General features: G+C 60.0%; 20 protein-coding genes and 1 riboswitch. Of the genes, 9 read left to right on the plus strand and 11 right to left on the minus strand.

What is annotated here, in order from left to right; genetic code table 11:
- Window positions 1-129: 129 nt before the first annotated feature.
- From panC to AADW57_RS15610, 3 genes are read right to left on the minus strand one after another with little or no spacing between them, the layout of a single operon-like run.
- A complete protein-coding gene (panC, locus tag AADW57_RS15600; RefSeq protein ID WP_341667803.1) occupies window positions 130-978 on the minus strand; it encodes a pantoate--beta-alanine ligase in 849 nt (282 codons plus the stop codon).
- Between the two features lie 39 nt (window positions 979-1,017).
- The gene (locus tag AADW57_RS15605; RefSeq protein ID WP_341667804.1) at window positions 1,018-1,854 is read right to left on the minus strand and encodes a segregation and condensation protein A; all 837 of its coding nucleotides are present in this window, start codon (window positions 1,852-1,854) and stop codon (window positions 1,018-1,020) included.
- A gap of 17 nt (window positions 1,855-1,871) precedes the next feature.
- A complete protein-coding gene (locus AADW57_RS15610) occupies window positions 1,872-2,063 on the minus strand; it encodes a DUF3460 family protein (RefSeq protein ID WP_341667805.1) in 192 nt (63 codons plus the stop codon).
- A gap of 115 nt (window positions 2,064-2,178) precedes the next feature.
- Between AADW57_RS15610 and AADW57_RS15615 the strand changes: the two genes are divergently transcribed.
- A complete protein-coding gene (locus AADW57_RS15615; protein WP_341669720.1) occupies window positions 2,179-3,585 on the plus strand; it encodes a DHA2 family efflux MFS transporter permease subunit in 1,407 nt (468 codons plus the stop codon).
- Between the two features lie 27 nt (window positions 3,586-3,612).
- Here AADW57_RS15615 and AADW57_RS15620 read toward each other — a convergent pair whose 3' ends face one another.
- On the minus strand, window positions 3,613-4,446 hold the full coding sequence (locus tag AADW57_RS15620) for a helix-turn-helix transcriptional regulator (RefSeq protein WP_341667806.1): 834 nt from the start codon (window positions 4,444-4,446) through the stop codon (window positions 3,613-3,615).
- Between the two features lies 1 nt (window position 4,447).
- Window positions 4,448-8,221, minus strand: coding sequence for a methionine synthase (metH, locus tag AADW57_RS15625; protein ID WP_341667807.1), 3,774 nt, complete (start codon window positions 8,219-8,221; stop codon window positions 4,448-4,450).
- A gap of 141 nt (window positions 8,222-8,362) precedes the next feature.
- Window positions 8,363-8,527: riboswitch (cobalamin riboswitch) on the plus strand.
- A gap of 109 nt (window positions 8,528-8,636) precedes the next feature.
- Between metH and AADW57_RS15630 the strand changes: the two genes are divergently transcribed.
- The 7 genes from AADW57_RS15630 to AADW57_RS15660 all read left to right on the plus strand — a co-directional run bounded on the left by AADW57_RS15630 (window position 8,637) and on the right by AADW57_RS15660 (window position 16,048).
- The gene (locus AADW57_RS15630; protein ID WP_341667808.1) at window positions 8,637-10,484 is read left to right on the plus strand and encodes a TonB-dependent receptor domain-containing protein; all 1,848 of its coding nucleotides are present in this window, start codon (window positions 8,637-8,639) and stop codon (window positions 10,482-10,484) included.
- 68 nt (window positions 10,485-10,552) lie between these two features.
- Complete coding sequence (locus tag AADW57_RS15635; protein WP_341667809.1) at window positions 10,553-11,425, plus strand: helical backbone metal receptor; 873 nt, start codon at window positions 10,553-10,555, stop codon at window positions 11,423-11,425.
- A gap of 137 nt (window positions 11,426-11,562) precedes the next feature.
- Entirely contained in the window at window positions 11,563-12,372 is an 810-nt protein-coding gene (locus tag AADW57_RS15640) for a thiazole synthase (RefSeq protein ID WP_341667810.1), read from the plus strand.
- A gap of 4 nt (window positions 12,373-12,376) precedes the next feature.
- On the plus strand, window positions 12,377-13,195 hold the full coding sequence (gene thiD, locus AADW57_RS15645) for a bifunctional hydroxymethylpyrimidine kinase/phosphomethylpyrimidine kinase (protein WP_341667811.1): 819 nt from the start codon (window positions 12,377-12,379) through the stop codon (window positions 13,193-13,195).
- 44 nt (window positions 13,196-13,239) lie between these two features.
- Window positions 13,240-13,935, plus strand: coding sequence for a 5'-methylthioadenosine/adenosylhomocysteine nucleosidase (locus AADW57_RS15650; RefSeq protein WP_341667812.1), 696 nt, complete (start codon window positions 13,240-13,242; stop codon window positions 13,933-13,935).
- A gap of 72 nt (window positions 13,936-14,007) precedes the next feature.
- Window positions 14,008-14,688: a protein-L-isoaspartate O-methyltransferase family protein gene (locus AADW57_RS15655; RefSeq protein WP_341667813.1), complete on the plus strand. Its 681-nt coding sequence runs from the start codon at window positions 14,008-14,010 to the stop codon at window positions 14,686-14,688.
- Between the two features lie 13 nt (window positions 14,689-14,701).
- A complete protein-coding gene (locus AADW57_RS15660) occupies window positions 14,702-16,048 on the plus strand; it encodes a TolC family outer membrane protein (RefSeq protein ID WP_341667814.1) in 1,347 nt (448 codons plus the stop codon).
- Here AADW57_RS15660 and rfaE2 read toward each other — a convergent pair.
- From rfaE2 to ubiE, 6 genes are all read right to left on the minus strand, one after another.
- Window positions 16,045-16,527 carry a D-glycero-beta-D-manno-heptose 1-phosphate adenylyltransferase gene (rfaE2, locus tag AADW57_RS15665; RefSeq protein ID WP_341667815.1) on the minus strand — a complete coding sequence of 161 codons (483 nt, stop codon included), beginning with the start codon at window positions 16,525-16,527 and terminating at the stop codon, window positions 16,045-16,047. The genes AADW57_RS15660 and rfaE2 overlap by 4 nt on opposite strands.
- Window positions 16,524-17,390 carry a ferritin-like domain-containing protein gene (locus AADW57_RS15670; RefSeq protein ID WP_341667816.1) on the minus strand — a complete coding sequence of 289 codons (867 nt, stop codon included), beginning with the start codon at window positions 17,388-17,390 and terminating at the stop codon, window positions 16,524-16,526. The genes rfaE2 and AADW57_RS15670 overlap by 4 nt, the downstream gene beginning before the upstream one ends.
- A 178-nt stretch (window positions 17,391-17,568) precedes the next feature.
- Entirely contained in the window at window positions 17,569-19,125 is a 1,557-nt protein-coding gene (gene ubiB / locus AADW57_RS15675) for a ubiquinone biosynthesis regulatory protein kinase UbiB (protein ID WP_341667817.1), read from the minus strand.
- A gap of 2 nt (window positions 19,126-19,127) precedes the next feature.
- Window positions 19,128-19,757, minus strand: a complete 630-nt coding sequence (locus tag AADW57_RS15680; RefSeq protein WP_341667818.1) for a ubiquinone biosynthesis accessory factor UbiJ — start codon at window positions 19,755-19,757, stop codon at window positions 19,128-19,130.
- A 175-nt stretch (window positions 19,758-19,932) separates the two neighbouring features.
- Complete coding sequence (locus AADW57_RS15685; protein WP_341667819.1) at window positions 19,933-20,916, minus strand: Tim44 domain-containing protein; 984 nt, start codon at window positions 20,914-20,916, stop codon at window positions 19,933-19,935.
- A 208-nt stretch (window positions 20,917-21,124) separates the two neighbouring features.
- Window positions 21,125-21,895: a bifunctional demethylmenaquinone methyltransferase/2-methoxy-6-polyprenyl-1,4-benzoquinol methylase UbiE gene (ubiE, locus tag AADW57_RS15690; RefSeq protein WP_341667820.1), complete on the minus strand. Its 771-nt coding sequence runs from the start codon at window positions 21,893-21,895 to the stop codon at window positions 21,125-21,127.
- 208 nt (window positions 21,896-22,103) lie between these two features.
- Between ubiE and phoB the strand changes: the two genes are divergently transcribed.
- The gene (gene phoB / locus AADW57_RS15695) at window positions 22,104-22,814 is read left to right on the plus strand and encodes a phosphate regulon transcriptional regulator PhoB (RefSeq protein ID WP_341667821.1); all 711 of its coding nucleotides are present in this window, start codon (window positions 22,104-22,106) and stop codon (window positions 22,812-22,814) included.
- Window positions 22,815-22,820: the final 6 nt, after the last annotated feature.

The raw sequence follows: 22,820 nt of genomic DNA on the forward strand, positions 1-22,820 counted from the left end.
TTGAATGGCGTCTTCAAACAGCCCGTTCCTCATCGAATGAGTAAATTGACTCCCGGAATGCTTCGAAGAACCAAAAAAAAGCACGGACCAAGCCGTGCTGTGCGTCATTCGGGCGTCTGCGCGCCGAAATCAGGCTTTTGTCATTTCCAGGTTGTCGATCAGGCGGGTAGCGCCTAATTTGGCCGCAGCCAAGGCAACCAGCGGCTCGCCGGCCAAGATCTGTTCTTCGGTCGGCTCCAGCAAGTCCGACTGGCGACGCAGGGCCATATAGTCCACCTGCCAACCGCGTTCAGCCAGCGTACGGGTAGCCCGTGCCTCGATCTGCTCACGGCTATCGCCTTGCTGCAATTGCCGCGCCATTTCCTGCAACGCCTGATACAGCTGCGGTGCTTCGGCCCGTTCGCTGTCGGACAGATAGCGATTGCGCGATGACATGGCCAGACCATCATCCTCGCGCACCGTCTCGTGTGCCAGAATCTCTACCGGCAGCTGAAACTGGCGCACCATTTGGCGCACGACCATCAGTTGCTGGTAGTCCTTCTTGCCAAATACGGCCACACGCGGCTGCACACAGGAAAACAGCTTGAGCACCACCGTACACACGCCTTCAAAGAAGTCCGGACGGAAATGCCCTTCCAGGATGCGGCCCAGGTGATCGGGGGGGCTGACGCGAAAGTTCTGCGGCTCTGGATACATTTCTTTTTCCGACGGCGCAAACAGCACGTAGACATCGCGCCCCTGCTCCATCTTGGCCACATCATCCTGCAAGGTGCGCGGATAGCGGTCAAAATCTTCGTTGGGGCCAAACTGCAGGCGATTGACGAAAATGCTGGCAACCACCGGATCGCCATGCTGGCGCGCCAGCTTCATCAGGGACAAGTGCGCCTGGTGCAGATTGCCCATGGTCGGCACGAATGCCACGCGTGTCTGGCCTTGCAGCTGATCGCGCAGTTCTTGGATATTGTGGACGACTTTCAAAAAAATTCTCCGCTACGGAATAAGACCGGCCAAACGCCCCTAGGCCCGGATATAAGTCAGGCGCAGGTAAATGGGAGCATAGGGCTCGGCCTGCGTGATTTCAAGCAATGACTCGCGCGCCAGCTCCAGCATGGCCAGAAAATGCACGACGATCACCGCCGCCGGATCGCCCTGATCCAGGCGTTCGGAAAAAAGCTGGGTAAATTCCATGAAACGCACATCCTGCAGGCGACGCAAGATCTGGCTCATGTGATCGCGAACCGACAACTGTTCGCGGGTGATTTTATGGCTGGCATTCAGTTTGGCGCGCTTGAGAATGCCCAGCCAGGCCTGGCGCAGATCGTCGGCGCACACCTCGGGCAATATTTCTTCCACCACCAGTTCGGCGTGCGCACCGGCCAAGAGATAGTCGCGCCCTTGCAGGGGCAAATCGTCCAGACGGCGCGCGCCCAGCTTCATGCGCTCGTATTCCAGCAGGCGTCGCACCAGTTCGGCACGCGGGTCCTCGACTTCTTCGCCGGTGTCGGCCTTGCGCACCGGCAGCAACATGCGCGACTTGATCTCGATCAGCAACGCCGCCATCAACAGGTATTCGCCGGCCAGCTCCAGATTGGTCGCCCGGATCTGATCCACGTACGATAGATACTGTCCCGTGACCTGAGCCATGGGAATATCCAGCACGTTAAAGTTCTGCTTGCGGATCAGGTAGAGCAACAGATCCAGCGGTCCCTCGAACGCATCCAGAAAGACTTCCAGCGCATCGGGCGGAATGTACAGATCCTGGGGGATGGCAAACAAAGGCTCGCCGTACAGGCGCGCCAGAACAGCGTCGGCCTGCGGCTCGTCCAGCACGAGGTCCGGCTCGATATCAGGCACAGGTCAGGCAGTCTGGTTCAGTTGTTTTCGTAGTAGACGTACGGCTTCTGAGGCGTGCGCCCGGCCTTGTAGCCATCTTGCAGTTCCTGGTCGATCTGCTTGTCCCAGAGACGATGGCGGCCTTCGCGCTGGCGGGCATCGGTATCGGGATACTGATCTTTATATTGTTTGATGAACTGCGTAATTTCCGATTCGTAATTCTTTGCCATAATACCTGTACGCCTAAAGTAATTGGATCAATCAAAAGTTCGAGTTTACTGCACCGGACGCCGGAGAGCTTGCTGCATGACGCCTGCCACGACCGAAACCGCCCCTGATGCGGCCATGTCCCCCCAGGAGCGCCGTGCCGTGCGCATTATTCCCTACATTGTCGGCTGCGCGCTGTTCATGCAAATGCTCGACTCCACCGTGGTGGCCACCGCCCTGCCCACCATGGCGCAGTCGCTGGACACCAGCGTGATCCGCATGAACATTATCATCACCAGCTATCTGCTGGCCGTAGCGGTATTCGTGCCCGTCAGCGGCTGGGCGGCCGACCGCTTCGGAGCCCGCAAAGTCTTTCTGGCCGCCATTTTACTCTTTACCGTCAGTTCTGTTGCATGCGCCCTGTCGCAAAGTCTGCCGCAACTGGTCTTGGCGCGGATAGTCCAGGGCATGGCCGGTGCCATGATGGTGCCGGTCGGACGCATCATACTGCTGCGCCGCGTGCCCAAAGACCAACTGCTAGGCGCCATGGCCGTACTGACCTTGCCGGCCCTGATGGGCCCTATCATCGGCCCGCCGGTCGGCGGCTTCCTCGTGACATACGCCACTTGGCACTGGATCTTTCTGATCAATGTCCCTGTCGGCGCGCTAGGTATCCTGCTGGTGCTCAAGTACATACGCGAAGACTATCCTACGGAGCGCACGCCGCTGGACTGGCTGGGCTTTATCCTGAGCGCCGTCTGCCTGGCTGCGCTGGTAACCAGTTTTGAAAACGCCGGCCACGGCACCTTGAGCTGGCCCACCCTGGGCTGGCTGACCCTGGCCGGCATCCTGGCCGGTCTCTGGTACATCTGGCACGCCCGCCGGGCGGCCTATCCCATCATTGACCTGTCGCTGCTGCGCACCAAAACCTTCGCCATTTCCGTGCTGGGCGGCAATCTGTGCCGCTTTTCCCTGGGTGCTTCGCCCTTTCTGCTGGCCATCCTGCTGCAAACCAGCTTTGGCATGAGCGCCCTGGCGGCCGGACTGATCACCTTTACCGGAGCCATAGGCGCGCTGGTCATGAAACTGGCTGCCCCGCCCATCATCCGGCGCTACGGCTTTCGCCGGGTACTGATCGCCAACGCCTGGCTAACGGGGTTTTTCATCGCCTTGTGCGCTTTGTTTCAGGCCAGCACGCCGCTTTGGCTGATGGCCGCCGTACTGACGGCCGGCGGTTTTTTCCGTTCCCTGCAGTTCACCGCCGTCAACGCCCTGACCTACGCCGACCTGGACTCGCAAGCCATGAGCCGCGCCAGCAGCTTCGCAGCGATGGCCCAGCAGTTGGCGATCAGCCTGGGCGTGGCCTGCGCGGCCGTCACGCTGAACATCAGCATGGCGCTACGCGCCTCCGACACGCTGACCACGCAGGATGTCATGTGGGCTTTTCTGGTTCTGGGAGTCATCACGGCCGCTTCCAGCGTGTCCTTTGCACGACTCTCGTCCAACGACGGGCAGGCTCTGCAAGAAAAACAGGCACGCCGCTGAGCGGCAAGCCGGTGTACGGGCGGCTGATCAAATCGGCGCAGAATCGTCGGCCAGCAGCATCACCAGCTTGCAATCGGGCCGTATGGCCAGCCTAAAGGTAAACTGCTGAAAACGCCGCACGCCCAGGCGCGGATGACGAAAGTCGCGCAAGCCACCCTCGCGCTCGACCACGGTCTGACGTCCCCACCAGAAGGCAAATACCTGACTTTGCTGGGTCAGTTCCAAAATCAGAGCCTGCAAATCGGCTTCTTGGGCGTGCGCGCCCACATCAGCGCGAAACTCGGCCACCACCCGGCTGGCGCGTTGCTCCCAGCCAACCACCAGATCGCGTGCGGCCGGGTCCAAAAAAATGTAGCGCAGCAAATTAGGCTGTTCGCTGCGATCCGGCCAGCCATCAAACAGTTCCAGCAAAGCCTCGTTGCGCGCCAGCACGTTCCAACTGCGATCCAAAATATACGCAGGTGCAGCAATGCTGTCCACGCACGCGCTCAGCCCCTGCGGCAAGGGCTGAATATCGCCCTGCCAATGCTCGGGGTCGGCACAATCGGCCAATTCAAACAGGTAATGCCGCTCGGCGCGGGCCAATTTAAGGACCGTCGCCAGGCGCGCGCACACAGCCGGTGATACGGTGACGTCGCGCCCCTGCTCGATCCAGGTGTACCAGGTCGTGCTGATATCGCACAACTGCGCCACCTCTTCGCGCCGCAAGCCTGGTGTGCGACGCCGCACTCCGGCGGCCAAACCCAAGTCTTCAGGCCGCAGGCGCTCGCGTGCATGACGCAGAAAACGCCCCAGTGCCTGACGCCGGGTCAGGCAGGTCGAGGACGCATCGCCCGCCGACGCCTTGTCGCGCCCGTCCATGTCAGCCCAGCACGCCCGACAAGGTACGGCGCACGTCTTCTTCCGTACGGCCACTGCGCTGGATGTAATCCTGGAGCTGGTCTTCGCCGATATTGCCCACGTTGAAATACTTGGACTGCGGGTGGCTGAAGTAAAAACCGGACACGCTGGAAGCCGGAATCATGGCGTAGCTGTCGGTGATGAACATCTCGATGTCTTCGCACTGCAAGACACGGAACATATCGTGCTTGACTACGTGCTCCGGGCAGGCCGGGTAGCCAGGGGCCGGACGAATGCCCTGGTATTTCTCGTCGATCAGCTCTTCGTTGGACAAACGCTCGTCGGTCACATAGCCCCACAAGTCCGTACGGACACGGGCGTGCAGGCATTCGGCAAAGCCTTCGGCAAAACGGTCACCCAGTGCCTTGATCATCAAGTCTGAGTAATCGTCACCTGCGGCCTGGAAACGCTCGGACAGCTTGTCCACGCCGATCCCGCCCGTGACGGCAAACATACCGATGTAATCGGCCACGCCGCTTTCTTTAGGTGCGATGTAGTCGGCCAAGCACTTGCTGTCCACACCTTCACGCTTGACGCCCTGCTGACGCAGATTGCGCCAGGTGAACAGGACGTCGCTGCGCGATTCGTCCGAGTAGACCTCGATATCCTCGCCGTTGACGGTATTGGCTGGGTAGAAGGCAATGACGCCATTCGCGGTCAACCAGCGACCTTCAATCACTTTCTTCAACATGGCCTGCCCTTCAGCAAACAGGGTCTTGGCCTGTTCGCCCACCACCTTGTCTTCCAGAATGGCCGGATATTTACCGAACAGGCTCCAGGTCTGGAAGAACGGCGTCCAGTCGATGAACTGGGCAATATCGGCCAGATCGTAATTCTTGAAGGTGCGGCGACCAATGAATTTAGGGCGTGGTGGCACGTAAGTGGACCAGTCAATGACAGGCTTGTCTTCACGCGCTTTTTCCAGCGAAATCAAAGGGGTGGCCTTGCGGTTGGCATGACGCTGGCGCACTTGTTCGTACTCCTCGCGCACTTCAGCCAAGAACTCGTCCACATTGTCCGACACTAGCTGGGTAGCTACACCCACGCAACGGCTGGCGTCCGGAGTGTAGATGACTGGGCCATCGTAATGCGGAGCAATCTTGACGGCCGTGTGCACGCGGCTGGTGGTTGCACCGCCAATCATCAGAGGAATATTGCGCTCGCGGAAGTACGGGTCGCGCTGCATCTCGGAGGCGACATAGGCCATTTCTTCCAGACTGGGGGTAATCAGTCCGGACAGGCCGACAATATCGGCTTCTACCTCTTTGGCTTTGGCCAGGATCTCGGCGCACGGAACCATCACGCCCATATTGACCACTTCAAAGTTATTGCACTGCATCACCACGGACACAATGTTCTTGCCGATGTCGTGTACGTCGCCTTTCACCGTGGCAATGACCATGCGCCCCTTGGAGCGCACATCACCACCCGCGGCTTCGATCTGGCGCTTTTCTTCTTCAATAAAGGGAATCAAGTGCGCCACGGCCTGCTTCATCACCCGCGCAGACTTCACCACCTGCGGCAAAAACATCTTGCCCTGACCGAACAGATCGCCCACCACATTCATGCCGTCCATCAAAGGACCTTCAATGACGCTGATGGGGCGACCGCCCTGGGCATCGATCTTCTGGCGTACTTCTTCGGTGTCTTGCACGATGAAGCTGGTGATGCCGTGTACCAAAGAGTGGATCAGGCGCTGCTCGACCGAGGTTTCACGCCAGCTAAGGTCTTCTTCTTTCTTGGCACCCGAGCCTTTGACGCTCTCGGCCATTTCCACCAGACGCTCGGTGGGAGTGCGCTCGTCAGCCGGATCGGTTTTGCCCTTGGGTTCGGCCCTGTTCAGGATGACGTCTTCGATCAGATCGCGCAGATGCGGTTCAATATCGGCATAGACACCCAACTGCCCGGCATTGACGATACCCATCGTCAAGCCTTCCTGAATGGCGTAGTACAGGAATACAGTGTGGATGGCCTCGCGCATGGCTTCGTTGCCACGGAAGGAAAAGCTGACATTGGAAATACCGCCGGACAAACGCGCGTGCGGCAGATTCTTGTGAATCCAACCCACGCCACGGATAAAGTCCAGACCGTATGTCGCGTGTTCGTCCATGCCGGTTGCCACGGCAAAGACGTTGGGGTCAAAAATAATGTCTTCGGGTGGGAAGCCCACTTCGTCTACCAGCAAGCGGTAAGCACGTTCACAAATCTCCACACGGCGCTCGTAGCTGTCAGCCTGACCTTGCTCGTCAAACGCCATCACCACAATCGCGGCACCGTATTTGCGGCACAAACGGGCATGCTCCAGGAACGGCTCTATGCCCTCTTTCATGGAAATGGAATTGACGATGGCCTTGCCCTGCACGCAGCGCAAGCCGGTCTCGATGACATCCCACTTGGAGCTGTCGATCATGATGGGCACGCGGGCAATGTCCGGCTCGGAGGCGATCATGTTCAGAAAACGATGCATACAGGCAGCCGAATCCAGCATGCCCTCGTCCATATTGATGTCGATGATCTGCGCGCCGTTCTCCACCTGCTGACGCGCCACGGACAAGGCTTCTTCGTAGTTTTCTTCGCGGATCAGGCGCAAAAAGGCTTTGCTGCCGGTCACGTTGGTGCGTTCGCCCACATTCACGAACAAGGTGTCGTCGTCGATGTTCAGAGGCTCAAGACCCGACAGACGGGTTTTGACGGGAATCTGCGGCACGACACGCGGCGGCAAATCCCGACACAGCTCGGCAATAGCGGCAATGTGCTCGGGCGTGGTGCCGCAGCATCCACCCACCATATTCACCAGCCCCGCCTGAGTGAACTCCTGCAACAAAGCCGATGTATCGGCGGGTGTTTCATCAAAGCCGGTTTCCGCCATCGGATTGGGCAGGCCCGCGTTCGGGTATACACAGACGTAGGTATCGCACAGCTTGGAGAGTTCAGCCACGTAAGGGCGCATCAAGGCGGCACCTAAGGCGCAGTTCAGGCCGATCGTAATGGGACGGGCGTGGCGCATGGAGTTCCAGAACGCTTCCACCGTCTGGCCGGACAGAATACGACCCGATGCGTCCGTAACCGTCCCCGACACCATCACCGGCACACGCTCGCCACGTTCGTCAAAAACGGTTTCCAGGGCAAAAACGGCGGCTTTGGCGTTGAGTGTGTCAAAAACCGTTTCGATCAACAAAATGTCTACGCCGCCATCGAGCAAGGCACGCACCTGTTCCGTGTAGGCAATGCGCAACTGCTCAAAAGTGACGTTACGAGCGGCCGGGTCATTCACATCGGGCGATATGGACGCAGTTTTGGGCTGCGGCCCCAAGGCTCCGGCCACAAAGCGCGGCCTTTCAGACGTGCTGAACGCGTCGCGGGCCTGACAGGCCAGTTTGGCCGACGCCAGATTCAGGTCGTAGCTGATGCCCGGCAGGTCGTAGTCACCCTGGGCGATGTCCGTTGCACCAAAAGTATTGGTGCTGATGACATCGGCCCCCGCCTGCAGGTACTGCTCGTGGATGTCGCGGATGATGTCCGGACGCACCAGCGACAACAGCTCGTTATTGCCTTTCACATCTTTATGGTGATCGGCAAAGCGCTCCCCCCGAAAATCCGCCTCGCCCAATTTGTAACGCTGGATCATGGTGCCCATGGCACCATCAAGGATCAAAATCTGCTGGCCCAGACGACGAGCAAATTCGGCTCCGCGCGTGTAGGCGGAAAGCGGATAAGGCAAAGCTGGATAAGACACAGGCAAACCCCGTAACAAGAAACGGAAAGCAGCGGCTCCAGGGGCGGCGACCGCAAATATGGTGGATTGACACCACAATTGTAGCCTTTTGCATCTCTGAACAGACCCAAACCCTTAACCTTTGCGTCACAGGCATGTAACATTTTCCGCTTGGAAAGAGGTGCTTTCCGGTCCGGCCCACGTCGGATCTGGGAAAGTCAAATGGGAAACGACGCCGCTCCTGGACGGAGCGGGCAAAACGTGCTGCCCCCGCAACGGTACCTGCCTTGTGCAAAGCCCGACACCAGCCTCTTGAAATCCGCCCGCCAGCACCGCTGACGCACGGATTTCTCGCCATCCTGAATCCATTGCCGCCCCCAGCGCCGGGCGGACTCGTTTAACGATGTGCGGGGACGCATGTCACACAGGAATCACCATGTCCGCATTCTCCCTCCGGCCATTGATGGCCGCCGTGGTCGGCGCTCTGCCGCTGATAGCCACCGCCCAGACCGCCCCTGTGGCCAAGCTTGAACAAATCGTCGTCACCCCCAGCCGAATCGAACAACCACTCAAGAATGTCTTGGGCGATGTCACCGTGATCGGCCAGGACACATTGCAAAAGGCCGGCCAAAGCAGCGTGGCCGAAATCCTGCAACGCCAGCCCGGCGTGGAAATCACCACCAACGGCGGCCCGCAAGCGGTCACCAGCGTGTACCTGCGCGGCACCAATCCACAGCAAACCCGCATCATGATCGACGGCATGCGCATCAACAGCTCGACCAGCGGCTCGGTGAACTGGCAGGCGCTGGACCCTGCGCTGATCGAACGCATCGAAATCGTGCGCGGCGCTGGCAGCAGCTTGTACGGCTCGGATGCCATCGGCGGGGTCATCAACATCATCACCAAAAAAGGCCAGCGCGAACGTGCTTTAAGCGCCTGGGGCAATGTGGGCCTGGGTTCCTACGACACCTTCAAGTCCAGCGCCGGTTTTTCGGGCGCAACGCAAGGCTGGGATTACAGCCTGGCCACCAGCTACGGCACCAGCGACGGCTTTAACGCCACCAACCCGCAGGCCGGCGGCTTTACCTACAACCGCGACAAGAACGGCTACACACAACACGGATTCAGCGGCAGCCTGGGCTACGAGTGGGCACAAGGCCAGCACCTGGGCCTGACCGCCCTGAACAGCTATATGGACGGCCAGTTCGACAGCGGCCCCGGCTTGACCACCCCCAGCACATTGACCCGACAGCAAGCCTACGGTCTGACCAGCACCAACAAACTGGCCGAACGCTGGACCAGCCGCCTGAGCGCCGCGCTAAGCAAAGAAGACGTGGAAACGCGCCAATTCAGCTCGCGCTTTTCCACCCTGCAGCGCCAGTACAGCTGGCAGAACGATGTGACCGTGGCGCAAGGCCACACCGTCTCGCTGCTGGCCGAGCGCCTGGAAGAGCGCATCAAGCACAGCACGGTGCATACCGAGGACAAGCGCAACACCAATGCCGTTGCCCTGATCTACCGTGGCGATCTGGACCGCCACCACCTACAGGCCAGCCTGCGCAACGACAATATCAGCGGCTATGGCAACAAAGTAACGGGCGGCCTGGGCTACGACCTGGACATCACCGAAAACTGGACCGTAGGCGTGGCCGCCAATACGGGCTTTCGCGCGCCGACATTTGCCGACCTGTATACCCCGTATAACTGGGGCTTTCGCGGCAACCCCGACCTGAATCCGGAAAAATCGCGCAACGTCGAAGGCCACATCCGCTATACCGACGAGACGACCGAGCTGGGTCTGGTGGTCTACCAGAACCGTATCCGCGACATGATCAACCCGTATGTCTGCGATGCGAACTTCGAGTGCACCAGCGCCAATACCGAACGGGCCCGCATCACCGGCCTGACCCTGACGGCCATGAAACAACTGGGCGACACAACCCTGACCGCCAGCGCCGATTTTGCCAACCCAAAGGATGACAACACCGGCAAGCAACTGATCCGCCGCGCCAAACAAAACCACAAGCTGGCTGTGGAACAACGCATCGACGCCCTGAAAGTCGGTGCCGAATACCAGTTCGCCAGCCACCGTTACGAAGACGCCGCCAACAAGCTACGCCTGGGCGGCTACGGACTGCTGAACCTGACGGCCAGCTACCCCATCACCTCCAGCCTGGAGGCCCAGCTGCGCTGGAACAACGTGCTGGACAAGGACTACACCCTGATCCGTGGCTACAACAACCCCGGCTCCAGCGTGTTCCTGAACCTGGCCTGGCGCATGTAAGCATGGCAACGGGGCTGCGACCCCGGCGGCGCCCGTGCGCCGCTTTGCCCCGCGCCCTGATCATGGTCATGACTGCCGCCGCCCCATTCATACACCGGCTACGCCTTGGCCTGACCGGTGTCTGCCTGTTGCTTGCCCCCCTTGCCCTACGGGCCGAGCCGATTGCGGCAGTCCCCCCCACCGTCGTCAGCCTGGCCCCACATATAACGGAAATCTTATATGCGGCCGGTGCCGGCGCACATGTGATGGCAGTGGACAGTTCCAGCGACTTCCCGCCGGATGCGCTGACGCTGCCGCGCATCGGCGACGCGCTGCGCGTCAATCCGGAGATGTTGCTGCAACTGCGGCCCGACCGGGTATGGGCCTGGCAAAGCACGCAGATCGGCCCCGAACTGAGCCGACAACTACAGCAAACCGGCATCCATCTGACCCTGGCGGCCCCCGAGCGTCTGGACGACATCCCGGCATTGGTACGTCGTGCGGGTCTGGAATTGAATACCTTGGAGCAGGCCAACCTGGCTGCCGCCGCCCTGGAGCATCAGATTGCGGCCCTGCGCCAGGACCGCCACGCCACCGAACCGATTACCGCCTTTCTGGAAATCGGCCACGAACCGCTCTACACACTGGCACGCGACCCGTTGACGCAGGATGTGCTCGCCACCTGCAACACCCGCAACATTTATGCCCGGCACGCCTCCGTCGCCCCTACCGTCAATCTGGAAGATGTGCTGCATCGCAAGCCGCAAGTCATCATCATGGCGTATAAAGACCCGGCCTTGCTGCGCGCACGCCACCAGTTCTGGGAAACACACCTGGGTCTGCCCCCCCAGGCCGTGCTCAACCTGAATCCGGACGCCTTGTACCGTCCCGGCCCACGCTTGATCGACGCCACGCGCATACTGTGCGAACAGTTGGATCGCTACCGCGCCAGCCGGCGCTAGGGATACACTGCGCCATCCGCCCCCGAACGTCCCGGCAAGCGCGCCCGCACAGAACGGATAAATCGATTATCCTTCTGTCTATTGGTTATTTGAAACAGACGACGCCAGTGCTGACGCCGTCCTCCCGCATCACCACCATGACCCACACTCTGAACAACGACCCATTTGTCCTGGCCGGCAAGACCTATCAATCCCGCCTGCTGGTGGGCACCGGAAAATATAAGGATTTCGACGAAACCCGCCTGGCCATCGAGGCCAGCGGTGCCGATATCGTTACCGTCGCCATCCGCCGCACCAATATCGGCCAGCACGCCAACGAGCCCAGCCTGCTGGACTACCTGCCGCCTTCGCAATATACCTTGCTGCCCAATACCGCCGGCTGTTACACGGCCGACGATGCCGTACGCACGCTGCGCCTGGCGCGCGAACTGCTCGATGGCCATAAGCTGGTGAAGCTGGAAGTGCTGGGCGATGCGGGCAATCTGTTCCCCAATATGCCCGAAACCCTGAAAGCAGCCAAAACACTGGTGGCCGAAGGGTTCGACGTCATGGTGTACTGCGCCGACGACCCGATCCAGGCCCGCATGCTGGAAGATATTGGTTGTGTGGCCATCATGCCACTGGCCTCGCTCATCGGCTCGGGCATGGGTATTCTGAACCCCTGGAACCTGCGCCTGATCATCGATCAAAGCTCGGTGCCGGTCCTGGTGGATGCCGGCGTGGGCACGGCCTCGGATGCGGCCATCGCCATGGAACTGGGCTGCGACGGCGTGTTGATGAACACCGCCATCGCCGGAGCCCGCCAGCCCATCCTGATGGCCAGCGCCATGAACCTGGCCGTGCAGGCCGGCCGCCAGGCCTACCTGTCGGGCCGCGTGCCGCGCAAATACTACGACGCAGACCCCAGTTCGCCGACCGAGGGACTGATTCACTCCCGCACATCCTGATTCCATGATTCCCAATACGCTGACCATCGCCGGAGTCGATCCTTCCGGCGGCGCCGGCATTCTGGCCGACGTCAAAGCCATGAGTGCCCTGGGTGCCTACGCTACGGCCGTGATCGCCGCCCTGACTGCCCAGAACACCCAGGGCGTCACCGGCATCAGCCCCGTTCCAGCCGAGTTCGTGCGCCTGCAGATCGACACACTGTTCGCCGACGTGCGCATTGCTGCCGTCAAGATCGGCATGCTGGGCCAGGAAGCCGTCACCCGCGTGGTGGCCGAACGCATGGCGCACTTCAAACCCCGGCACCTGGTGCTGGACCCGGTCATGATCGCCAAAAGCGGCGATCATCTGCTGGAACGCTCGGCGGTCAACGCACTGCGCGAAGGGCTGGTGCCGCTGTGTACCATGATCACGCCTAATCTGCCCGAAGCCGGTGTGCTGCTCGAAGCCCGTCCCGTCGAGACCCTGAAAGAAATGCGCCAGGCCGCCGAACGTCTGCGCCGCCTGATGAACCACAGCGATCAGCGCTGGGTGTTTCTGAAAGGTGGTCACCTGCCCGGTTCGGACTGCATAGATCTGCTGCACGATGGCGATCAGATGATAGAGATGCCGGCCCGACGCATCGACACCGTCAACACGCATGGCACAGGCTGCACGCTGGCCGCCGCGCTGGCCGCTCTGCTGCCCCAGCACGACTCGGTGCCGGACGCGGCCCTGGCCGCCAAGCGATATCTGTACAAGGCCATTGCACGGTCAGGCGAACTGGATGTGGGCAGCGGCCACGGGCCGGTACACCACTTCCATCGCCTTTGGTCCTCCTCCTGAACCACGATCACTTGCCGGCGTCCGCCACGACGCCCGGAGCCATCATGTCTACACTCGGTATTATTGTGGCCATGCGCGAAGAACTGGATGTCGTGCTGGCCCGCCTGCAGGATACCCGCACCCACCAGCGCGCAGGCATGACGTTTCATTGCGGCAACTACCTGGGCAAACCCGTGGTGGCCGTGGTGTGCGGCGTGGGCAAAGTCAATGCCGCCACTTGCACCCAGCTGCTGATTTCAGAGTTTTCCGTAAACCGACTGATCAATATCGGGATTGCGGGTGGATTGGGCCCCGGCATCGTACCCGGTGACATCGTCATCGCCGACACGCTGGTGCAGCACGATATGGACCTGCAGGCGCTGGGACTGCCGCCTGGGCAGCTTTTCCGGCTGGACACCTTCGACTTCCCAGCCGATCCAGCGCTGTTCCAGCTTGCTCTGGATGCAGCCCGACACATCCAGAACCACCAGGTTCACGTGGGACGGATCGTAACCGGCGACCAGTTCATCGCCTGCCAGCAAAAAACCCAATGGCTGACCCAGACTTTCGGGGCGCTGGCCTGCGAAATGGAAAGCGCCGCCATTGCCCAGGTCTGCTATCTGAACGCGCTGCCCTTTGTCTGCATACGCAGCATCTCCGACAATGCCAATCAAGGCGCACACATGGACTTTGACACTTTCTTGCCCATTGCCGTCAACAATGCCAGCGCCTTGCTGCATGCCATGGTGCCGGCCTGCTAAGCGCCGGCGCACCGATATTGGTGCGCTGGCTTATAATTGATTCTTTGCCACGCCTTTAGTTTTCTGGAAGCTATGAACATCACCGCGCTGTCTGAACTCGAACGTGCCCGCTACTACATGGTCGAACAACAAATCCGACCCTGGAACGTATCCGACGAAAACGTGCTGCAAGCCCTGTTCTCCGTACAGCGCGAGCGCTATGTTCCTTCGACACTGCGCTCGACGGCCTTCTCGGACACCGAGCTGCCCTTGATCATCAACGCCGTGGACACCCACGAAACCATGCTCTCGCCCAAGGTCGAGGCCCGTCTGACGCAGGATCTGCAATTGCAGCCCACCGACGGCGTGCTCGAAATCGGCACGGGTTCGGGCTATCAGGCCGCCCTACTGGCCCATCTGGCCCAGCAGGTCACTTCCGTGGAAATCGACAGCAAGCTGGCCGCTTTCGCCCAGGAAAACCTGCAGCGCAACAATGTGCGCAACGTCAAAGTCGAAGTGGGCGATGCGCACGCCGGCTGGGGCACCACCGAATACGACGCGATCCTGGTCACCGGATCGGTACCCACCATCCCCGATGCCCTCAAATATCAGCTCTGTATCGGCGGCCGGCTGGTCGTGGTGGTCGGTCAGAACCCCGTCATGACCGCCGTGCGCATTACCCGCACCAGCGCCGCCAGCTTCGAGACCACCCCCTTGTTCGATACCTGGATCAAGCCATTGCGCGGCACCGCCGTGTCTCAATTCCGGTTCTGAAACAACAATTTGCATGGCTGTCGCCGCCCACCTGCGCGTCTGCATCCTGGCCTGTGGCATCCTGAGCGGCGCTGCTCAGGCCCAGGATCTACTCCAGACATGGAACCAGGCGCTGGCCCGCGAACCACAATTCGGGGCAGCGCAGGCGGCCCGCCAGGCGGATCAGGAACGGATTCCCCAAAGCCGCGCCCAGTTATTGCCGCAGATCACGGCCACCGGCACGGCCGAACTACAAGAACGACGCCAGACCAGTCGACTTTCCACGCGGCACTCCTCGGACCGCGCCCTCTGGTCTTTGTCCCTGAGTCAGCCCATCTACAACCGTAGCGCCTGGGCACAATACGAGCGCGCCCAACTGCTGGCGCAAGGGGCCGATGTTCAGCTTGCTCTGGAAAGGCAAGCCTTGATGCTGCGCGTCAGCCAGGGGTACTTCGACATACTTGCCGCCCAGGACGCTCTGGCCACCCTGAAAGCCGAACAAGCCGCTATCGATGAACAACTGCGTGCCGCCGACCAAAACTTTCAGTTGGGCGGCACCACGATTACCGACACCTACGAAGCGCGCTCCCGCCTGGACCTGACCCGCGCCAAAGTCCTGCAAGCCGAAAACACCTTACAGGTTGCGCAAGACAAACTGGCGGCCCTGACGCTGGAACGACCCGCAAAACTGGCCCGGCTACGCAATCCGTTGCGCCTGCCCGCCCCTCAGCCATCCAGGCTGCAGGATTGGCTGGATCAATCCAGCCAATCAGGTCTGTCTGTGGCATTGGCCGACCTGAACAGCCGCGCCGTGCAAGAGCAACTGAACAGCACCCAGGCGCAACACCAGCCGACCTTGGCCCTGAAAGCGCAGACCGGCAGCGGCAGCGACCAGACCTTGTTCGGGCAGTCTGGCGGTGGCCCACGGTCGCTCAACAGCGCCATCGGACTGGAACTAAGCATCCCGATCTTTCGCGGCGGCGAAACATCCTCGCAAGTGCGCGAACAGACCTCGCGGCTGCAAGAGGCACGCTATCAATTGCAACTGGCTCAGCAACAAGCCATTCAGCAGACACGCCAGTATTTTTCGGGCGTCACCAGCGGGCTGAGCCGGGTACAAATCCTGGAAGCCGCCGAAAAATCCAGTCTGGATTCCGTGAAGGCCAACAAGCTGGCCTACGAGATCGGCGTGCGCGTCAACATCGATGTGCTCAACGCTCAACAACAGCTCTACGAAACGCAACGCAACCTATCGCAAGCGCGCTACGACGTTCTGATGAACAGCCTGCGCCTGAAGGCCGCCAGCGGCACACTGGACGAAAGCGACCTGCGTGCCGTAAACCAACTGCTGGAACCGTCTGCCAACGCAAACGGCAGCTAGCTACGCAGCCTCTTGACCAGCGATGTCGTCGAACGCTGGAACTCAAACGGAATGGCGCGCGCATCGCCACCCCAGCTGCGCACCAGCGCCGTTTCAGGCAGCACTTCCATATCGTAGTCACCACCCTTGACGATCAGGTCTGGCCGCAAGGCGGCAATCAAAGCCTCGGGCGTATCTTCCGGAAAGATCACCACGGCGTCCACGCAAGCCAGGGACGCCAATAATGCCGCCCTGTCCTGCTCGCCGTTGATGGGACGCTCGGGGCCCTTGTTCAAACGGCGCACCGAGTCGTCCGCATTGACCCCGACCACCAGCGCAGCCCCCATCTGTGCCGCTTGATCCAGATAGGTAACATGACCACGGTGCAACAGATCGAACACACCATTGGTAAAGACCAGCGGACGCGGCAAGCGGCCCTGGGCGATAGCCTGGGCCAACTCGTCGCGATCCAGAATCTTGGCCTCGAAACGCGCTGTCATGTCAGGATCAAGGACTCGGCCGGTGCCTGACGGGTCAACTCCTTGCGATAGCGGTTCAATTCCTGAACGGTCTCGAAAGAGCTGCCCAACAACAAAGACATATTGTGCAGAATGCGCGTGCTGACCTTATGTTCCCATTCCTTGTCGAAACGGATCTGGGTATCCAGCCAGTTCTCCAGCCAACCTGGCGAAGGCAGCTTGGACTGCACGGTGTCCTCAGGGTACATCGCCTTGTTCACGTGCAGATTGGTCGGATGCAGGGCCTGGGCCGTGCGATGCGCCGACGCCATCAACACACCGATCTTGGCAAACGCCATGCGCGCCTGCAAGCCAAACTCTTGTCCCTTGTGTACCAGAGCGCGCTTCATGTAGCGCAGGTACGCGCCAGCATGACGGGCTTCGTCCTGGGCCACGATCTTGTAAATAGCCTTGATCACAGGCTCCGTGTGCCAGTCGGCGGCGCGGCGGTACCAATGATTCAGACGCACTTCGCCGCAAAAATGCAGCATCAGCGTCTCCATCGCGGGAGCCGGATCAAAGTCAAAGCGCACTTTGTGCAGCTCTTCTTCGGTAGGCATCAATTCGGGACGAAAACGGCGCAAGTACTCGATAAGCACCAGCGAGTGCTTTTGCTCCTCGAAGAACCAGACCGACATGAACGCGGAAAAATCGCTGTCGTCCTTGTTGTCACGCAAAAACATCTCGGTAGCCGGCAACGCGGCCCATTCCGTGATGGCATTCATCTTGATGGTGTAGGCCTGCTCGTCGCTGAGCTTGCTGCCATCAAAATCGTCCCAAGGGATGTCCTGCGCCAGATTCCAGCGCACCGCCTCCATGGACTTGAACAATTCGTGGTAGAGCATAACGATTCCTAAAAAGAATCAAGCGGTTCCATGACAGCGGCGCGAAGGCCGGCCAAACGGACTTGCTGATGGCCGGCGCACATATGGGCCGGCAGGCATGCGTCCATCGTAGAACCCGCGGTTATCAGAAATATGTCAGTTCTTAAAAAAAACCGACGCGTCGCGTGGAAGTCACACTTCATCGTCCCACCAACGCCCAGATAGCAACACCAAGGGCCACTGCCAATACGGCGCACAGCACCGTGAGCAGCTTGTTGGTCTGCTGCTGCGACTGGCGCAACAGCTTGATTTCCTGGTTCAGCGCCTGCCGGGTATCGGGTCTGTCCAGATTGGCATGGACCAGACGCGGAAGCTGCGGCAGTATCTGGGCCCACTGCCCAGCCTCCTGTCGCAAGCGCTGATAAAGTCCGGACGGCCCGATACGCTGGTACATCCACTTTTCCAGATACGGCTTGGCGGTATCCCACAGATCCAACTCTGGATCGAGATCCCGCCCCATCCCTTCCACATTCAGAAGGGTTTTCTGCAGCAGCACCAGCTGCGGCTGAATTTCTACGTTGAAACGGCGCGACGTCTGAAACAGGCGCAACAGCACCTGTCCCAGAGAAATTTCCGACAAGGGCCGGTCGAAATAAGGTTCGCACACCGCCCGTACAGCACCTTCCAGTTCTTCTTCGCGCGTCTGCGGCGGCACCCAGCCCGACTCGATGTGCAATTGCGCCACTCGCCGGTAGTCGCGTCGAAAGAAAGCCAGAAAATTCTGCGCCAGATAATTCTTGTCGAATTCAGACAAAGAGCCGACGATGCCGAAATCCAGGGCAATATACCGTCCCAGCGTCTCGGGCGCATCGGACACATAGATATTGCCCGGGTGCATGTCGGCATGAAAAAAACCGTCGGTAAATACCTGGGTAAAGAAGATCTCCACCCCTTTGCGCGCCAGGTCCTTCATGTCCACATTGGCCGCGCGCAAGCGATCGATCTGATTGACTGGAATGCCTTTCATGCGCTCCATGGTAAAGACCGAGGAAGCGCAATATTCCCAGATGACCTCGGGCACGATCAACAGCTCGGCGCGCTCCTTTTCCATAGAGAAATTGCGACGCAGCTGACTGCAATTGGACGCTTCGCGGATCAGGTCCAGCTCGTCGTTCAGGTATTTATCGAACTCGGCCACCACTTCACGCGGTTTCAAGCGCCGTCCGTCCGCCCCCAAACGCTCGACCAGGCCGGCAATGGCCCGCATCAGACGCAAATCCTTGAAAATGACCTCGTGCATGCCCGGACGCAGCACTTTCACGGCCACCTCCCGACCGTCGTGCAATTGGGCAAAATGCACCTGGGCAATAGAGGCCGAGGCGATAGGCTGCATGTCGAACTGCTTAAACAACTGCTGCGGCGGTGCCCCCAGGGCTTTCTCTATGGTCGCGGCCGCCACTTCCGACGGAAACGGCGGCACGCGGTCTTGCAGCAAGGCCAACTGCTCGGCAATATCCAGGGGAATCAGATCGCGGCGCGTGGACAAGACCTGTCCAAACTTCACGAAGATGGGGCCCAGACTCTCCAAGGCCAGTCGCAGGCGCACCCCACGCGGCAGGGTAGGCGCACGGCCCAGACGCACCAGACGTAGCAAGCGCGACGCCCAGGGATGACGAATGCTCGACAGCACCAGCTCGTCCAAGCGGTAGCGGAACGCGACCAGCAAAATAGTGAACAGACGGCAGAAAGAAAACATACTCAGCGCCCTTTCACTCTGGCTTGCCCGGCATCCAGGCGACGCTCCAGGCCATCCAGCCGGGATGACAAACTCTCAGTCTGCTCGCGCAGCCGCGCCAACTCGTCCCGACTAACCAGCAAACCGCTTTCCTGAGACAGATACTCTGTCGTATTACCTGCCAGGCGACGCCCCAGATCACGCAGACCAGCCAACGCCTGCCGAGCTCCCCCGACAAGACGCACAGCCATGACATCACCCACAACCTTGGACAGATCTTCTTCAGCATCCCAGCGCAGATGAGCGGCCAGCTCGGACACCAGATTGGCCAGACCGGCCTCGCCCTGCACATGCATCAGTTGAGCAATGCGGCTGAAGTCGCCATCCTGGATCACCTGTGGCAAATCCGGCAAACGCTCGGCAGGCAAAGTCAGAGTGACATCGGGCACCACGGCGGGATGCCCCAGGTCCAGCCCGCCTTCGGATGTAATGGTATAGACCAGACGCAAACGGCCCAGCGCCAGCGCGACCGTCTTGCCGGCATAGGCGCACAGGCGTTCGCGCGCCCAATCCTCGCGACGCAGCAAGGCGTTAAGCAGGCGCACGCCCACGGCGGCAGGGTCGAGGAAGGAAGAAATACCAGGCATGTCCATGTGGATTTGCGGCCCATGCCGGCAAATCCGTCAAATGAAAACGTCAGTTTAACCCGACATAGACACAGTTCGATGTCCCGAACAACAGGAACAAGCACGCTATTGCCCTGATCCTGCCCGACAACAAAAAAACAGCCGCCTTCTTCGGGAAGGCGGCTGTATACGTAAACAGCGATCAGGCGTTGGGGTCGACCGGAATCTGCTGAATACCGGCCAACATCCACCCCGCCCCGTCAGCCTTGAAGAGATTCCATACCTCTTCGAAGCGGAAGGCATCTGCGCCGACGGCTTCGCGCAGCATGCCGGAGTAACGCACGCTGGCAAGGTGACCATCAGCCACTTTTTCAATGCCCAGCAGCTCGGCATTCAACAACACGACTTCGGTCACGTTATCGCCTTGACGCTGCATGATCTGAGGCGCGGCTTCCTTGAGCAGATCGTCGGTCAGGAAATTGCGCAGTTGCTCGACGTCGCCCTTGTCCCACAGCTTCTGGATTTCCACGAACTGCTTCTTGGCATTGGCCAGGAAGGTGGGGGTATCGAAGTCGCCGGGGATGAACCAGCTCTCGTCCACCGGAGGGGCTGGCACGGCAGCAGCGGCAGCAGCCGGAGCAGCGGCAGGCGCGGCGGCGGGCGCTGGGTTGGACTGTTGCCAAGGCGTAGGGGCCTGATTGTTGTTGCGCATCATGGGCTGGGCACCGGCCTGCTGCATGGCAGGACGAGCGGACGAGCCGCGCAGACGGCGCACAATAAACAGAACCGCAAAAATCACCAGACCGATCAACAGCAGGCTGGACATCATTTCCAGGAATGCGCCGCCCAAGCCCATGCTAGAGAGCAAGGCAGCAATACCCAGACCGGCGGCAATGCCGGCGATCGGGCCCAGGAAGCGGGACATACCGCTCTTGGCGGCCGTACCGGCGGCAGCCGTGCCAGCCGCAGCAGCGCCGGCTGCAGGAGCGGCGGAACGTGCGGTGTTGTTGGCGGCAGCAGGTGGCGTAACGGCAGAACGGTTCTGAGTGACATTGGACGACTGCCGGCCCATGCTGGAGCCGCCGCCCGCGCGGCGCGCTTCGGCGTCGTAAGAAACAGTCAACATAGCGCCGGTGCTGACAGCCAGCACAACGGCCATGAGAAAACGAGAAAGTCGGCTAGACATAGTGCACCACTCCTGGCTGATGTGATCTGCCTGCGGCATCGGGTTCTGCCCGCTGCCATCTGGAATCACTCCAGTCGATTATTCAAGAAAGCTTACGGAAAGCTGAACATTAACATGACACTTTCCACCATACCAGATTTTTTTGCCCCGTCTAAGGCAAAAAAGGCAACGGCACCGAATGGTGCCGTTGCCTCGAAAATCGTCGGTTTCAATCCAGACGCACGCCTTCGTGCAGCGCCGCAATGCCGGCGGTCAGGTTGAAATACTGGACACGTTCTAGACCGGCATCACGCATCATGTCGGCCAAGGTATCCTGATCGGGATGCATGCGTATGGACTCGGCCAGATAACGGTAGCTTTCTTCGTCCTTGGCCACCCACTTGCCGATGCGCGGCAAGATATTAAAAGAGTACCAGTCGTACGGTGCCTGCAAAGGCTTGGCAACACGCGAGAACTCCAGCACCAGCAACTTGCCGCCTGGGCGCAGCACGCGTTTCATTTCAGCCAGCGCACGATCTTTGTGCGTCATGTTGCGCAGCCCGAAAGCCACCGAAACACGATCAAAGTAAGCGTCCGGGAAAGGCAGATGTTCGGCATCGCACACCGCCGATGGCGTCAAAATTCCTTTGTCCTGCAGACGATCACGCCCCACACGCAACATGGAGCTATTGATATCCGTATGCCAGACTTCACCATCATCGCCCGCCTGACGGGCAAACGACTGGGTCAGATCGCCCGTGCCTGCGGCAATATCCAGCACTTTCATGCCAGGGCGCACGCCGGCCCGACCAATGGTAAAAGACTTCCAGATGCGATGCAGACCGCCCGACATCAAGTCATTCATGATGTCGTAATTGCTGGCCACCGAATGAAAGACTTCGGCAACTTTGCCAGCCTTTTCATTTTCGGCAACGGTCTTAAAACCGAAATGCGTGGCGGAATCCTGGGCAGGAGAGGAATGAGGACGCTGTGTTTCCATAATGCCGTAATCGTAACGCAGTTTTCGGGTAGCGGAAAAAAAAGTACGGCCACCGCATCACGCGCCATCCCCTGGGATGCAGCGCGATTGCGACACCGTCATATTGCAGTTTTATGCACATTCACAAACTTGAAACATTCACGCCATATGATGACGCCATACCCTCGCTGCCCTCTCACCCCTTGTATCGGACCAGTCTGAAGAAACAATGAGTACAAGCATATTAGTCGTGGAAGACGAACCCGCGATCCAGGAACTGATCTCCGTCAATCTTTCGTTCGCCGGCCACAAAGTGCTGCGCGCATTTGATGCCGAACAGGCCCAGGTGCTGATCCGCGCCGAACTGCCCGACTTGATTCTGGTGGATTGGATGCTGCCCGGCTCGTCGGGCATCAGCCTGGCGCGCAAGCTGCGCACCGATGAGCGCACGCGTCACATTCCGGTCATCATGCTCACGGCCAAAGGCTCGGAACAGGACAAAGTAGACGGCCTGGAGGCCGGTGCCGATGACTACATCACCAAGCCCTTCTCTCCAAAAGAGCTGATCGCCCGCATCAAGGCCGTGCTGCGCCGCCGCGCACCCCAGCTGACCGACGATATGATCACCATCGGCAATCTGCAGCTGGACCCCAGTACGCATCGCCTGTCCAGCGAAGGTCTGGCCCTGACCATAGGCCCGACCGAGTTTCGCCTGCTGCACTTTTTCATGACGCATACCGAACGGGTCTTTACGCGCTCGCAACTGCTCGACCAAGTCTGGGGCGATCACGTTTTCGTGGAAGAGCGTACCGTCGATGTGCATATCCGCCGCTTGCGCAAGGCGCTGGAACCCACCGGACACGACAGACATATTGAAACCATACGCGGCTCAGGCTATCGTTTTGCCCTCTCTCCACTGGAAAAAGCTCCGACAGCCTGACCCCCC

This window comes from Alcaligenes sp. SDU_A2 (genome assembly GCF_038237375.1).
In the GTDB taxonomy this organism is placed as follows: Bacteria; Pseudomonadota; Gammaproteobacteria; order Burkholderiales; family Burkholderiaceae_B; genus Alcaligenes.